Here is a 14,402-nt window from a genome sequence, read left to right as displayed (position 1 = left end):
GCCTTCAGGCGCGCCACCTCTGCGTTGGCACGGGCACGGGCCAGTTCTGCCTCGGCCTGTTGCACGGCGGCCCGGTACGGGGCGGCGTCGATCTGGTACAGCGCCTGGCCCGCCTTGACGGCGGCGCCTTCCTCGAACAGGCGTTTCTGAAGAATGCCGCTGACCTGTGGCCGCACTTCGGCCACGCGGTAGGCGGCGGTGCGTCCCGGCAGCTCCACGGTCAACTCGAACCGCTGCGGCTGAATCTCGACCACGCCGACTTCCGGCGCCGGTCGCTGGCCGTTTTCGGGCGTGGATTGACCGCAGGCGGCGAGCGTGGCCAGCAGCGCCCCGGCAACGGTGGCGCGAATTGCGGTGTGATTTCCCAGCATGGGTACTCCTTGAGAGGGGCGCACAGTCGCCCGGACCGACCGACCGGTCAGTCTTCGGCGCAGGCCGAAGGGCGTGCCGGTGGACGGCAGCAGCGAGCCCGATCGTGAAGTCCGTAAGTATAAGGCCAGTGCCGGCGAGACGGCACGGAGGGCAGCAGTCCGGTGGCGTCCGGCAGGCGGAAGGGTGACCGTTCTTCTTGACGGACGTCACGATGACGGCGCGGCGCCCGGCCTAGGATCGTGCGTCCCGTTGCGGGGCCGCATTTTTTCCTCGTGTGGAGGAGGAGTCACACCGATGACCGCCAACATCAACCTGCCGGACACCGTCATGGAGTGGCCGGCCAAGTACAACGAGATTCCCAAGGCCGTGTTCGAGGAGCCCAGCCTGTGGCGGCTGGAACTCGACAACATCTTCTACGGCGAGGAGTGGCACCCCATCGTGCACCGCGCCGAGGTGCCGAACCCCGGTGACTACAAGGCCGCCTTCATCGGCGAGATGCCGATCTTCGCGGTGCACGGCGACGACGGCAGGATTCGTGTGTTCCACAACGCCTGCGCCCACCGTGGTGCCGCGCTGGTCACCGACAACGCCGACAACAAGGCCGACTTCGAATGCCCCTATCACCGCTGGCTGTTCAGCCGCGAGGGGGCGCTGGTGGGGTGTCCCAACAGCCATGAGTTCTCGCCGAGTTTCAGCAAGGAGAAGTTCGGCCTGAAGGAACTGCGCGCCGAGGCGTTCAACGAGCTGTATTTCGTCACCATGAGTGACAAAACGCCGGACCTGCTCACCTATATGACCGGGGCGGTGGCCGACCCGTTGTCGCGGGTGCTCGGCAGCGGCCACGGCCTCAAGCTGCTCGGCTACCAGAAGGTCCACTACGACTGTAACTGGAAGGCCTATGTCGATAACGACGGCTACCACGCGCCGCTGCTGCACCTGGCGTTCAAGCTGATGGGCTGGCAGGGCGGCAAGGGCGAGCAGATCGTTACCGAGAACGGCCACCTGGCCTTCGATTCCGAGCTGACGATCCCGAGCAAGATCGACGCGCTCGAGGACAGCTCCATCGTGCAGTTCAAGGGCGACCCGGACAGCAAGGGTTCGATCGTGGTCAGCACCTTTCCGGTGACCGTGTTCACCAAGCACATGGACATGCTGAACATCCGCTATGCCTTTCCCAAGGGGCAGCGCGGGGTCGAGGTGCACTACGCGTATTTCGCCCGCGACGACGACAGCCCGGAGCTGCTGGCGCACCGCACGCGCCAGTCCGCCAACCTGCTTGGGCCGAGCGGGCTCATCAGCCTGGAGGATGCCGCCATCTTCACGCGCATTGATCTGGGCAACCGCTCGCCGGGCAACGCCATCTTCCAGAAGGGCGTGACCGACGAGTACAAGCTCGCGTTCAACGTCAAGCAGAACGACGAATCCGGCAACCTCCCGCGCTGGGAGCACTACCGCAAACGCATGGGCTTCCGGAGGGCCAAGGCATGAACGGCATCGACAGCACGGTGCGCGACGCCATCGAGCGGCTGAACCTCACCTACATCCGGGCGCTCGACCGGCGCGACATGCCCGGCTGGCTGGCCACCTTCGACACGCCCGGCTCGTACGTGTGCATCGCCAAGGAAAACGAGGACCGGGGACTGCCGATCGGCTACATGCTGGACGACTGCTACGAGCGCCTGCAGGATCGCGTCACGCAGGTGACCAAGATCCAGCCGGACGCGGTCGAGCATTATCAGCCGCGCCATTTCACGCAACTGGTGGACATCCAGCTTCTGGGGCCGGCGACGTACCGCGTGGAAACGCACTTCACCGTCAACTACACGCCCGCCGACACCGGTCGCACCGGCGTGCTCGCCACCGGCACGTACGTGGACGAGGTGGTGGTCAACGGCGAGGCGCGTTTTCGCAGTCGCCGGGCCGTGCTCGACACCAACGTCCTGCCGCGCTACGTGGCGTATCCCATTTGAGCCGGTGGCCTCTGGTGGGCCGGTAGGCGGACGCTGCCGGCGCGCTCAGCGCGACAGCAGTGTCCACAGGCCGATGGCGATGAAGCCAATGCCCGCCACGCGCTTGAGCGTGGCCGGCGACACGATGCGTTCCAGCTGGCTACCGACCAGCACCCCGATGCCGGCCGCCAGCACCAGTGCGCTGGCAGCGGCCGCGAACACCAGCCAGCGGCTGGCCTTGCCGTCGGCGGCAAACAGCACCGTGGCCAGCTGGGTCTTGTCGCCGATTTCGGCCAGGAAGATGGTCACGAAGACCGGTGCGAAGGACTGCCAGTTCACGGCCATGCCCGTCTGTGCTGGAACCCGGGGGCGGGCAGCTTAACAGGGCCGGCGCCCGAGGTGCCAAGACACGCCAAGGCCGCGCCGGAAGCACCACCGGCGCGGCCCCGGGCCCGCTAACGGGGCGCGGTCAGTCGTTCCAGTTCGGCAGGATCTCGGTGGCCCACAGTTCGAGGTTGCGCATCTGGATGTGGTGCGGGATCGGGCCGGGGTACTGCCACATCAGGAAGTACTCGGGGTTGTGCTTCTTGACCATGTTCTCGATCTGCCGGTTGACCTGGTCCGGGTTGCCGACGAACTCGAAGCCTTTCTCGACCAGGTAGTTGTAGTCGCACTCGGGCCCGATGCGGCCGGTCTCGCCTTTCTTGCGGAAGGCCTCGTTGAAGCCGATCGGCGCGAACCAGGCCGGCCACACGAAGCCGTTGCCCATGGCGGCGTACTTGTGGGCCTCGGCGGCGTCCTCGAGCACCAGCGTGTCCCGAAAGATGCCGATGTTCTGACCAAGCGCGTAGTCGCGCCCGGCGGCGGCGGCTTCTTCCTGATAGGCGCGGAACAGGTCGCTGAGCGTGTCGTCGTCGGTCGCCAGCGCGAACGGCGCGATGCCCTCGCGGGCGCAGAAGCGGAACGTGTCCTCACTGAACGAGAACGGCTGGAAAATGGGCGGGTGCGGTCGCTGGAACGGCTTGGGGGCGATGCCGATCTCGGTGATGATGCCGTCCTCGGTCTGGCCCTTGCCGAAGCGGTTGACCACCGAGTGGTTGAACTTGAGCCCCTCGGGCGGAATGGTCCAGTGCTCGGACGTGTGGCTGAACACGTCGCTGGTCCAGGCCTTCTTGATGATTTCGTAGTGCTCCAGGAACAGCCGCCGGTTCTTCTGGTCCACCTCGGACTTGTCCGACATGGTGCCGCCGACCCCGTACGTCTGGCCGAGCACGTCGGCCCAGCGCTTCTGGTAGCCGCGGGCGATGCCGAAGAACGTGCGTCCCTGCAGCATCTGGTCGAGCATGGCGATGTCCTCGGCCAGGCGCAGCGGGTTGTGGAAGGGGATGACGTTGGCCATCTGCCCCATGCGGATGCGCGTGGTCTGCAGGCCGAAGTACAGGCCCAGCAGGATAGGGTTGTTGGACTGTTCGATGCCCTCGATGTGGAAGTGGTGCTCCGTGAAGGCGGCGCCCCAGAACCCGGCCTTGTCGGCGAACTTGATCTGCTCGGACAGCTGCCAGAGCATGTTCTGGTAGTTCTGGGAGTTCTGCCCGGCCATGCCTTTTTGCGTCTGGCTGACGGTGCCGACCGAGGGCAGGTAAAACAAGATGAACTTCACGGCTCCTTCCTCTTAGCTGTAATAAATAGAACAACGGGACCGGCTTGCTTCCTTGCGGCTCAGTCGTAGGTCCCCTCCACGCGCAGCTTCGGCTCGTCGCGCAGCGGGGTTTCACCCTCGTGGCACAGGGTGTGGTCGTGGCCGGGCATCACACAGGCGTTGTGCGCCCGGGCCAGCATCTTGATCTTGTGCAGTGACTGCTTCCAGCGGATCAGGTCGTTGGAGATGATGGATCCGACCTCGTAGTCGTAGCTGTCCTTCCGGTAGCAGGCATCGGAGGTCAGGATGACCGTGCCGGCATGCTCCAGATGCACCATCAGCGCCATGGTGCCGGCGGTATGCCCCGGCACGCTGATGGCGTGCACGTCCTTCAGGATTTCGTTGTCGCCGGACAGGGTGCAGAAGTTCACGCCCGGCACGTCGTAGTCGCAGCGCAGGAAGAAATGTTCGTCCCTGGGCATGTTGGCCGCCGCGGCGTACTCGTCCTGATGCACCAGCACCCGGGTGGATGGGCAGGTGTTCCACAGCTTGGCGTTGCCGGCGTGGTCCACGTGCAGGTGGCTCAGGAACACGTAGTCGATGTCCTCCGGGCCGAGCTTGTGGCGCTTGAGCGTGTTCTCCAGCAGCTGTTCCTCGGTGTAGTCGTCGTACGGCGCCAGTTCCTTGTATTCCGGCAGCCACTGATCCTCCCAGTGGCGGTGGATGGCGGCGTCGAACAGGATGCGCCCGTCCGGGTGGTCGATCAGGAAGGTCAGCGACGGCACCTCGCACCAGACCTTGTTCTTTTTTGGCTGTGACTTGGTCAGCATCAGCTCCGGGTGGCCGGTGACCAGCAGTTCGAGATCCACATGCATGTTGCCGTGATGCAGGGGGCGAATGGTGATGCCGCGCATGGTTTCTCCTCGTTGTGAAACGTGGCCCGGTCAGGCGCGCGTGCCCAGGTCCCGCTCGACCTGTTCACGCAGGGCGCGCTTGTTGATCTTGCCGACCCCGGTCTTGGGGATGCTGTCGACCAGCAGGTAGTGGTCGGGCAGCCACCATCGGGCGAAGCGCGGTTCCAGCCACGCGCGAAGCGCGTTGCCGTCCAGTTCGGCACCGGGCTCGGCCACCACATAGGCACAGGGGCGCTCCAGCCACTTGGTGTCCGGCGCCGCCACCACTGCGGCTTCGCGTACCTGGGGGTGCGCCATCAAGGCGTTTTCGAGGTCGACCGACGAGATCCATTCGCCGCCGCTCTTGATCAGGTCCTTGGCACGGTCGACCAGCCGCAGCACGCCGTTGGCGTCCACCGCCGACATGTCACCGCTCTTCCAGAAGCCGTCGACGAAACCGTCGGTGGTGCGCGCGTCACGGTAATACTCGGTGGCGCTCCACGGCGTGCGCACATGAATCTCGCCGATGGCCTCGTCGTTCCACGGCACGTCGCGGCCCTGGTCGTCCAGCACCCTCAGTTCGGTGCCAGGGCAGGGGATGCCCTGGCGAATGCGGGTGGGGATGTGTTCGTGCCGGGGCCGGGCGAGCTCGCCGCGGCGGATATGCGTGCAGGTGGCCAGCGGGGTCATTTCGGTGGACCCCCAGGCGGTGACGATCGGGATGTCATGTTCGTCGAGGAAGTACTCCATCACCGCCGCCGGCGTGGCGGAGCCGCCCAGCATGATGGCGCGCACGCTGGACAGGTCGCGCCGCTGGCGCTTGAGTTCGGTGATCATGTCGATGCCGATGCTGACCGCCGCCGCTGCAAACGTGACGCGTTCGGCCTGCATCAGGTCGAGGATGGCGGGAGCGTGTGGCCGTTCGCCGGGCAGCACCACCTTGGCGCCCATGCAGGCGGCGGCGAACGGCAGGCCCCAGGCGTTGGCGTGGAACATGGGCACCACCGGCAGCAGGGTGTCGCGCTCGCGGATGTCGAGCACGTCGCCCAGGCACTCGGTGAGGGTGTGCAGGTAGATGTCGCGGTGGGTGTAGATCACGCCCTTGGGCATGCCGGTGGTCGCCGACGTGTAGCACATGCCGGCCGGAGTGCGCTCGGGCAGTTCCTGGAACACGAACCCGGGATCGCCGTCGCGAATCAGGTCCTCGTAGGCGATCACGTTGTCCAGCGTGGTGTCCGGCACCCGGTCGGCCAGCACCACGAAGGCCTTGACGGTCTTCAGGGCGCCCGCGATGCGCTCGAAGGTGGGCAGCAGGTCCGGGTCCACGAACACGGCGCTGTCTTCGCTGTGGTTCAGGATGTAGGCGACATGCTCGTCGGCCAGGCGCAGGTTGACCGTGTGCAGCACCCGGCCGGCGCACGGCAGCGCGAAGTACAGCTCGAAATGGCGGTATGTGTTCCAGGCAAAGGTGGCGACCCGGTCGCCCGGCCGGATGCCCAGATCCGCCAGGCGGCTTGCCAGGCGCCTCGCCCGGACGTCGAGATCGCGGTAGGCGTAGCGATGCAGCGAGGCGTCCGGCAGGCGCGTGACGATCTCGTTGTCCGGGAAATACTTGGCCGACCGCTCCAGCAGCAGGCGCAGGTTCAGTTCCAACGGCGGCTCCTCCTCGAACGTCCGTGTGGCCGCAGGGCAAGACCGGGCTTTCGTTGTTTTTTTGGGGACGGCGGTCAGTCTGCCATAGCGCCGCTGCCTGTGGTCAGTGGCCACAGCGCGTCGGCGCCGGCGGCGGCCAGGTGTTGTCCCAGGCGCCTTGCCCATACCGCCTCGCTGCCGGCCTCGTCACGCCAGGCCCACAGTCGGCGCGTGGCGTGCTGCAACGAGTATTCCTGGGTGAACCCCATGGCGCCATGCACCTGGTGGGCAATGCGGCAGGCGATGCCGGCAGCCTTGCCGGAACGCACCTTGGCCACGGCGATGGCGTCCGGCGCCGGGCCGTGCCCGGCCAATACGGCGGCGTGGTCCACCGCCGCGGCGGCGGCCACCACCTCGGCGGCAAGGATGGCCAGCTGTTGCTGAATGGCCTGGAAGGCGGCCAGCGGGCGGCCGAACTGCCGGCGCTCGCGGGCGTAGTCGAGCGACTGTTGCAGCACGCGCTGCAAGGCGCCGCTCATCAGTGCGGCGCGCAGCAGTGCGGCGCGCGCTTCCAGTTCGGCGGCGTCCGGTCCCTGGGTCAGGCGCCGGTAGCGTGCTGGCGGCACGGTGGTGTCGATGCGCACGTCGTCGCGCGCCTCGCCGGCCAGGTTGTTGCCCGGCTCGATGCCGAGTTCGTCCGTCGTCAGCCGGACTACGTAACGGGCGCCGGCATGCTCGGCCAGCAGGACCAGGCCGTCGGCATGGCGCGCCGATGCCACGCGCGACAGGTTCGTTGTCAGGCGCAGGCCCGTGGCGCCTGGTTGCAGCGTCTGGAGTGCCGTGGTGACCGCGAGCGTCAGCACGCCGCCGGGCAGGTCGAGGCCGGCGCGGGCCAGCAGCCAGGCAGCCAGCTGGCTTTCCGCCAGTGGCACCGGTGCGCAGTGTTGCCCGCACAGGCGCAGCAGGGCGCACAGGTCTGCCAGGCCAAGGCCGATGCCGCCGGCGTCTTCCGGCACCGCGGCCAGTGGGTAGCCGAGCTCATCCAGCACCTGCCACAGACCGGCGTCGAAGCCGCCGGCTTCGGCCGCCTGCACGCGCTCGGCGGTGCAGTGGTCGGCCAGCACGGGTAGCAGGGTGTCGAGCAGCATCTGTCGCATGTCGTCGCTCATACCGCGCTTACCTCAGGCCCAGGGCGCGTGCCACGACGCCACGCAGGATCTCGTTGGTGCCACCGCGCAGTGTGAAGCCGGGCGAATGCAGGATGGCCTGCGCCAGCAGCCGGTCCAGGTGCCGGCGCGCGGTCAGTGAGGGCGCCGTATCCGCCAGCAGGCGCACGCGCTCGAACACGTCGCTCTCGAAACGGGTGCCCAGGTCCTTGACCAGTGCCGCGGCGACGTCCGGTGCTTCCCCGCGCTGCAGGGCAGCGGCCACCGACAACGACATTTGGCGTAACGACCACAGTTCTGCCGCCAGTTCGCCCACGGCGGTGGCGGTGTGCGGGTCAGGTGCATTGCCGAGCACGCGCAGGAACTCCGCCAGCAACGGGAAGGTGGACATGAACCGTTCCGGTCCCGAGCGTTCGAAGGCCAGTTCCGACGTGACCTGCTTCCAGCCCTGGCCAATTTCGCCCAGCACGTGCGTATCCGGTACGAAGACATCTTCCAGCACCACTTCGTTGAAGTGGTGGGCGCCGGTAAGGATCGGTACCGGGCGGATCGTGATGCCCGGCGACCTGAGGTCGACGATGAACTGCGACAGGCCGGCGTGTCGGTCCTCGCCGAGCGGCGCGGTGCGACATAGCACGAAAAACCAGTCGGCATGGTGGGCGTTGGAGGTCCACAGCTTGGTGCCGGTCAGTCGCCAGCCACCGTCAACGCGCTCGCCACGGGTGCGTACCGAGGCCAGGTCCGAGCCGCTGCCGGGCTCGCTCATGCCGATGGCGAAGAACACCTCGGCGCTGGCCAGCCGTGGCAGAAAGTAGCGTTTCTGTTCCTCGCTGCCGTAGCGCAGCAGCGAGGCGCCGGTCTGTCGGTCGCCGACCCAGTGGGCCGCCACTGGCGCACCGACCGCGAGCAGTTCCTCGGTGACCACGTAGCGTTCGAGCGCACTGCGTCCATGGCCGCCGTACTCGGTCGGCAGGGTCATGCCCAGCCAGCCGCGCGCCGCCAGGCGGCGGCTGAAGTCGGCATCGAAGCCTCCAAGCCAGTTGTCGCAGGCCGGGGCGAAACGGCCTGCGGTCAGTTCCTCGGCCAGGAAGGCACGTACCTCGCGTCGCAGCGCCTCACACGACGGCGGCAGCTGCGCCGGTTGCAATTCGATGGCAGGTATCGACACCAACTCCTCCTGCTGCGGTGGTGCATTGGGCGCACTCTTCGATCAGCGCACGGATGGTAATGCACTCGGGTGTGCGGTGACGATTTGTGGGCACGCCCGTCCCCGGGTCAACGTCGTCAACGAGGTTTGTTGGTTATCATGCCGGTTCATGCCCGTTTGTTTGGAGACGTGGCATTCCCCACCGAGCTAAGGAGTTCAACATGGCGAAAGTGACTGAATTCGGGTACCTGGGCATTGGTGTCAAGGACGGCGATGCCTGGCGTGAATTCGCCAGCCAGGTGGTGGGCATGGAAGTGCTGGACGAAGGCGATGGCGATCGCTTCTATCTGCGCATGGACGACTGGCACCACCGGATCGTCGTCAACCTGCACGGCGATGACGACATGGACTTCATCGGCTGGCGTGTCGCCGGGCCGGACGAATTCGACGAGATGAAGCGCCAGCTCGACGCTGCCGGCGTGGACTGGAAGCAGGCTGATGGCGAGGAGCGCAAGGAGCGCATGGTGCTGGACCTGCTCAAGTTCAACGACCCGGGTGGCAATCCGACCGAGATTTTTCACGGCCCGCGGGTCGAGACCTTCCTGCCGTTCCACCCCGGACGGCGCATGTACGGCCGTTTTCTGACCGGCGCCGGTGGCGTGGGCCACTGCATCCTGCGCCAGGATGACGTGCAGAAGGCCTACCGGTTCTATGCCGACGTGCTCGGCATGCGCGGGTCGGTGGAATACCACCTGCCGATTCCCGGTACCGATATGATCGCAGCGCCGGTGTTCATGCACTGTAACGAGCGTGACCATTCGGTCGCGTTCCTGGGCGCGCCGATGGAAAAGCGCATCAACCACCTGATGATCGAGGTGGAGAAGATGGATGACGTCGGGTACACCTTCGACGTCGTGCGCAAGCGCAACATTCCGGTTGCCATCCAGCCCGGCAAGCACAGCAACGACCAGATGTGGTCCTTCTACATGGGTAACCCGTCGGGCTGGCTGTGGGAGTACGGTTGGGGCGCGCGCAAGTCCACGCACCAGTCCGAGTACTACGTGGCGGACGTGTGGGGCCACGGCGTGGAAGCCACCGGCTACGGCATGGACCTCGAGATGAAGGCCTGATCATAGCCAGCTGCCGGCACGCCACGGGCCGGTGACCCGACGACAAACGCCCCGACTGGTTCGGGGCGTTTGTTTTTTGGCGGAGGAGCAATGGGTTGGGTGAGGATATGGCGCGCCACCCGCTATTCGGCGCAGGGCTTGCGTGCTGCCTTCACGGGTGAGGAGGCGTTCCGTCAGGAACTGGTGATTGTCGCCGTCATGGCACCGATTGGTTTATGGCTGGGGCGCACGGCGGCGGAGCGGGCGTTGTTGGTCGGTACCCTGCTTTTGACATTGATCGTGGAGCTGTTGAACTCGGCGGTGGAGGCAGTGGTCGATCGTGTCGGCCTGGACCGGCACGAGCTGTCCGGTCGCGCCAAGGATCTTGGGTCGGCCGCGGTGTTCGTGGCGTTGCTGTTGACCGGCGTCGTGTGGGTGCTGATCGCCGCTGCCCGTTGGTTGGGCTGAGGTGGCGCCGGGGTGCTGAAGGAGGAATCCTGAGATGCGTGTGGGTTACGTGGGACTTGGCAGCATGGGCCTGCCAATGGCGCTCAATTTGCGCAAATCCGGTCTGGACCTGGCCGTGGTCAGCCGCAGTCGGCCGCCGATCGAGCAGGCTCTTGCGGCCGGTGCCAGTGAGGCGGCCGGTTACGCCCAACTGGCCGCTGCCTGCGAGGTGGTCTGTACCTGCCTGCCGATGCCGCAGGACGTCGAGCGGGCGTACCTGGGGCCGGGCGGGCTGCTGGAGGGCGCGACATCGGGCAGTCTGTTGATCGACCACAGCACGGTGGGGCCGAGCACGTGCAGGCGCATCGACGCGGCGGCGCGCGAGCGCGGGGTGCAGTTTCTGGATGCCCCGGTGTCGGGTGGCCCGGCCGGTGCCCAGGCGGGCACGCTGGGCATCATGGTGGGCGGGGAGCGGGCGGCCTTCGACCGCGCGCGGCCGGTGCTCGAGGCAATGGGCAAAACCGTGGTGTATCTGGGGCCCAGCGGCAGTGGAGCCGTGGCCAAGCTGATCAACAATCTGCTGGTGGGCGTGCATCAGCGGGCGCTGATCGAGATGCTGCTGGTCGGCCAGTGCGCTGGCGTGGATCTGGACGCCCTGTATCAGGTGTTGATGGGCAGCAGCGGCCGCAGTGTGGTGCTGGAAATGATGTATCCGCGCTTGAAGGCACGCGACCTCGAGCCGCGATTCCGCAACGAGCTGTTCCACAAGGATCTGCGTCTGGCGCTGGAGATGGCAGCCGATTGCGGCGTAAACAGTGCGACCGGCGAGGCCGCGTTCGCGGCCGTGGATGCCGCCATGATGGCTGGGTTGGCGGATCGCGATAGCCTGGCCATGCTGCTGCCGTTGGAGCAGGAGGCCGACACGCGGCTGTTCGACAGCACGCGCTGACGTCCGCCCCCCGGCACCCCGGGCGGGAGGCGAGCTTCGCCCGGGGTCAGTGCGGCGCACAGCGTTCGCCCGGGATTACCGCCGCCAGGTGATCCAGCCGGCCATCATGAGGCCCTGAAAATAGCGCAGGGGCGGCGTGAACCCGCCGCTCGCCAGCAATGTGCCCAGTTCTTCGTCACCGACCGGGCGGGCCTCGGCCAGACGGGGCGCCATCCGCTCGTCGACCGCCTCACGCGTCATTCCGGACAGTTCCTGAAGCGTTTTCCACGCCTCGAGCAGCGTGGGCGTGGCGCCCCTGTCACACAGGCTGGCCAGCAGCAGCGGCGCACCCGGTTTGAGGCGCGTGGCGATGTCCCGTATCAGCGCGCTGCGGGCGTCGTCGGCGGCGACGAAATGCAGTACCAGCAGCAGCGTGGCGGCATCGAACGGCGGCGCCTCGGGCACCTGTGCCACGTCGGCCGTGATCAGCGTCACGCGGTCGGCGATGCCGGCGCGCTGAACGCGCTGGCGGGCTTGCGCCAGCATGTCGGCCGAGGGGTCGCTGCCGACGAGGTGCCAGTGCCGTCCGGCGTCCGCAAGACAGGCCAGTTCCTCGCCCGCGCCCGCGCCCACGCACAGCACGCGGGCGGTATCGGGCAGCTGCGCGCGCAGCATTGCGGCCGACAGCGCATGCAGGGTGTCGTAGCCGGGTACCAGGGTGCGGATGCGCCGTTCGTAATCGCTGGCGCCGGCGGCGAAGTTGTGCTGCGGCGTGTTCGGGCCGGACATGATTCTTGACCAGGGGCTGTGATTGCAGGGGAATTGCCTTAACGCACATTCAGTTTATAGTCGGCGCCTTGGCACCGGTCATGGAGGACGGCAATGAATGCCATCAACGAGCTGCCCCCGGCGCGCCTGAACGCGGAAATCGATCGCGTGTTCGGACTGCAGCAGCGGCGCAAACTGGAACTGCGCGACACCACCGCCGAGCAGCGGCTGGAGAAACTGCGCCGCCTGCGTGCGGCGGTGATGGCGCACAAGGAAGACATCCTTGCGGCGGCCCACAGCGACATGCGCAAGCCGCGCGTGGATGCACTGCTGGGCGAGATCATGCCGGTCACGCAGGCCATCGACCTGGCACTGAAGCAGCTGAAGCGCTGGATGCGTCCGCAGCGGGTGAAGACGCCGGTCAACATGCTCGGCACGCGCGGCGAGATCCGCTACGAACCCAAGGGGGCGGCGCTGATCATCGCGCCGTGGAACGTACCCGTGTTCCTGAGTTTCGTGCCGCTGGCCAGCGCCGTCGCCGCCGGTTGCACCGCCATCATCAAGCCGTCCGAGATGACGCCGGCGCTGGGCGCGGTGATCCGCACCATCGTCGCGGACGTGTTCGACGAGGCCGAGGTGGCGGTGTTCGAGGGCGGTCCGGAAGTGGCGCAGGCGCTGCTGAGCCGGCCGTTCGACCACATCTTCTATACCGGCAATCCGGAGATCGGAAAGGTGGTCATGCGCGCCGCGGCCGAGCATCTGGCGTCGGTCACGCTGGAGCTGGGTGGCAAGTCGCCGGTGATCATCGACGAGAGCGCGGACGTGGAAGCGGCCGCCGAGCGCCTGGTGTGGGGCAAGTTGTTGAACGGCGGTCAGGTATGCGTGGCGCCCGATTACGTGCTGGTGCACGAGTCGCGCCGGGAGGCGCTGCTCGGCGCGCTCGATCGCCAGTTCAAGGCGCACGCCGGCGCCGAGGCCGGTCAGCTGCCGGAACTCACCCGCATCGTGAACACGCGTCACCACGCCCGTGTGCAGGCGCTGCTGGACGACGCGCTGTCGCGCGGCGCGCGGGTGGTGACCGGCGGCCAGTCGGATGCGGACGCGTGTTTCATTGCGCCGACCGTACTCACCGATGTGCCGCCCGATGCCAAGCTGATGCAGGAAGAAATCTTCGGGCCGTTGTTGCCGGTGCTGGGTTTTCAGGACCTGAACCGCGCGCTCGAGCTGATCAACGAAAAACCCAAGCCGCTGGCGCTGTACGCGTTCAGCCGCATCAAGGCCAACGTGGAGCGCATCCTGCGCGGCACCTCGGCCGGCGGCACGACGATCAATCACGTGATGCTGCACGGCCTGCATCCGAACCTGCCGTTTGGCGGTGTCAACAACAGTGGCATCGGCAAGTCCGGTGGGTTCTATGGCTTTCAGGCGTTCTCCAACGAGCGCGCCGTGCTGCGCCAGACCAGCCGCATCAGCTTTACCCGCTGGATGATGCCGCCTTACTCGCCGCGCCTGTCGCGGTTGATGGACCGTTTCGTGCGTTGACGAAACCCTACATCTCACGGAGGAGATACCGATGGATGCAGTTATGAGCGGTGAAAAGCCGCGCCTGAGCCCGTTGACCAAGGTGGGGGCGCTGCCGGTCAGCGCCGTGGCCCTGCTGCCGTTCGTTGGCTACTGGCTGGGTGGTGGCGCCTGGCACTGGCTGACGATCGTGTTGATTTTCGTCATCGGTCCGGTGTTGGATCGACTCGTCGGGGAGGACAACCTCAACGTGCCGCCGCAGCTGGAAGCACGCTACGAGAAAAGCCTCTACTACCGCTTGACGTTGTGGCTGTACCTGCCGGTGCAGATCGCCCTGGTGCTGTTCAGCTATCACCTGATCACCAACACCGACATGGCGCTGTACGCGCAGATCGGCCTGGCGCTGTCGATGGCAGTCGGCGTGGGGTTCGGCGCCACCCTGGCGCACGAACTGTGCCACCACCCCAGTCGTCTGGACCGGTTCATCGGCGTGCAGGTGTTCAGCCTGTGCGGCATGGCGAACTTCCTCGTCTACCACAACTATGGCCACCACAACCTGGTCGCCACGCCGGAGGACCCGGGTTCGGCGCGTTACGGCGAATCGTTCTGGCGGTTCATGCCGCGCAACATCGGCCGCAAGCTGGTGCTGTCCTGGCAGATCGAGGCGAAGCGCCTGAAGACGCTCGGCAAGTCGTGGCTGTCACCGTACAACCTGATGATCTGGCTCACGCTGAACGAATTGGCGTGGGTGGTCGGGCTTACCTGGTATTTCGGCCCGCTGGCGCTGGTGCTGTTCGCGTTGCAGTACGCCGCGCCGCGTTTGCTGCTGTC

At 66.7% G+C, this 14,402-nt stretch carries 14 protein-coding genes and 1 pseudogene; 7 read left to right on the top strand and 8 right to left on the bottom strand.

The features are described from left to right. Window positions 1-371: biotin/lipoyl-binding protein (locus ABYX71_RS06055; protein ID WP_372695608.1), on the bottom strand; the 371-nt coding region annotated here is incomplete at its 3' end. A gap of 295 nt (window positions 372-666) precedes the next feature. Between ABYX71_RS06055 and ABYX71_RS06050 the strand changes: the two genes are divergently transcribed. After that, complete coding sequence (locus ABYX71_RS06050; protein WP_372695607.1) at window positions 667-1,860, top strand: aromatic ring-hydroxylating dioxygenase subunit alpha; 1,194 nt, start codon at window positions 667-669, stop codon at window positions 1,858-1,860. Further along, a complete protein-coding gene (locus tag ABYX71_RS06045) occupies window positions 1,857-2,342 on the top strand; it encodes an aromatic-ring-hydroxylating dioxygenase subunit beta (RefSeq protein ID WP_372695606.1) in 486 nt (161 codons plus the stop codon). Before ABYX71_RS06050 ends, ABYX71_RS06045 begins: the two co-directional genes overlap by 4 nt. Window positions 2,343-2,387: 45 nt before the next feature. Here the strand turns inward: ABYX71_RS06045 and ABYX71_RS06040 are convergent, their stop codons facing one another. From ABYX71_RS06040 to ABYX71_RS06015, 6 genes are all read right to left on the bottom strand, one after another. Further along, on the bottom strand, window positions 2,388-2,666 hold the full coding sequence (locus ABYX71_RS06040; RefSeq protein ID WP_372695605.1) for a TMEM165/GDT1 family protein: 279 nt from the start codon (window positions 2,664-2,666) through the stop codon (window positions 2,388-2,390). A gap of 124 nt (window positions 2,667-2,790) precedes the next feature. Next, window positions 2,791-3,981 carry an LLM class flavin-dependent oxidoreductase gene (locus ABYX71_RS06035; RefSeq protein ID WP_372695604.1) on the bottom strand — a complete coding sequence of 397 codons (1,191 nt, stop codon included), beginning with the start codon at window positions 3,979-3,981 and terminating at the stop codon, window positions 2,791-2,793. A gap of 59 nt (window positions 3,982-4,040) precedes the next feature. Beyond that, entirely contained in the window at window positions 4,041-4,874 is an 834-nt protein-coding gene (locus tag ABYX71_RS06030; protein ID WP_372695603.1) for an N-acyl homoserine lactonase family protein, read from the bottom strand. 30 nt (window positions 4,875-4,904) lie between these two features. Beyond that, window positions 4,905-6,506, bottom strand: a complete 1,602-nt coding sequence (locus tag ABYX71_RS06025) for a long-chain fatty acid--CoA ligase (protein ID WP_372695602.1) — start codon at window positions 6,504-6,506, stop codon at window positions 4,905-4,907. Window positions 6,507-6,580: 74 nt separating this feature from the next. Then, a complete protein-coding gene (locus tag ABYX71_RS06020) occupies window positions 6,581-7,654 on the bottom strand; it encodes an acyl-CoA dehydrogenase family protein (RefSeq protein WP_372695601.1) in 1,074 nt (357 codons plus the stop codon). 7 nt (window positions 7,655-7,661) lie between these two features. Further along, window positions 7,662-8,819, bottom strand: coding sequence for an acyl-CoA dehydrogenase family protein (locus ABYX71_RS06015; protein WP_372695600.1), 1,158 nt, complete (start codon window positions 8,817-8,819; stop codon window positions 7,662-7,664). Window positions 8,820-9,019: 200 nt separating this feature from the next. Here ABYX71_RS06015 and bphC point away from each other — a divergent pair, with 200 nt between their 5' ends. From bphC to ABYX71_RS06000, 3 genes are all read left to right on the top strand, one after another. Then, entirely contained in the window at window positions 9,020-9,928 is a 909-nt protein-coding gene (gene bphC / locus ABYX71_RS06010; RefSeq protein ID WP_372695599.1) for a biphenyl-2,3-diol 1,2-dioxygenase, read from the top strand. Window positions 9,929-10,018: 90 nt separating this feature from the next. Further along, entirely contained in the window at window positions 10,019-10,375 is a 357-nt protein-coding gene (locus ABYX71_RS06005; RefSeq protein WP_372695598.1) for a diacylglycerol kinase, read from the top strand. 34 nt (window positions 10,376-10,409) lie between these two features. Further along, window positions 10,410-11,303 carry an NAD(P)-dependent oxidoreductase gene (locus ABYX71_RS06000; RefSeq protein WP_372695597.1) on the top strand — a complete coding sequence of 298 codons (894 nt, stop codon included), beginning with the start codon at window positions 10,410-10,412 and terminating at the stop codon, window positions 11,301-11,303. Window positions 11,304-11,378: 75 nt separating this feature from the next. On the opposite strand, the gene ABYX71_RS05995 is transcribed toward ABYX71_RS06000, so the two are convergent. Continuing rightward, window positions 11,379-12,071 carry a cyclopropane-fatty-acyl-phospholipid synthase family protein gene (locus ABYX71_RS05995; RefSeq protein ID WP_372695596.1) on the bottom strand — a complete coding sequence of 231 codons (693 nt, stop codon included), beginning with the start codon at window positions 12,069-12,071 and terminating at the stop codon, window positions 11,379-11,381. A gap of 93 nt (window positions 12,072-12,164) precedes the next feature. On the opposite strand from ABYX71_RS05995, the gene ABYX71_RS05990 reads away from it, so the two are divergent. Both ABYX71_RS05990 and ABYX71_RS05985 read left to right on the top strand, forming a co-directional pair. Then, the gene (locus tag ABYX71_RS05990; protein WP_372695595.1) at window positions 12,165-13,592 is read left to right on the top strand and encodes an aldehyde dehydrogenase family protein; all 1,428 of its coding nucleotides are present in this window, start codon (window positions 12,165-12,167) and stop codon (window positions 13,590-13,592) included. Between the two features lie 31 nt (window positions 13,593-13,623). Beyond that, window positions 13,624-14,402: pseudogene (locus tag ABYX71_RS05985) on the top strand (alkane 1-monooxygenase); the annotation flags it as partial.

The organism is Immundisolibacter sp. (assembly GCF_041625615.1).
Lineage (GTDB): Bacteria > Pseudomonadota > Gammaproteobacteria > Immundisolibacterales > Immundisolibacteraceae > Immundisolibacter.
This window is presented reverse-complemented; position numbering and strand designations above follow the sequence as displayed.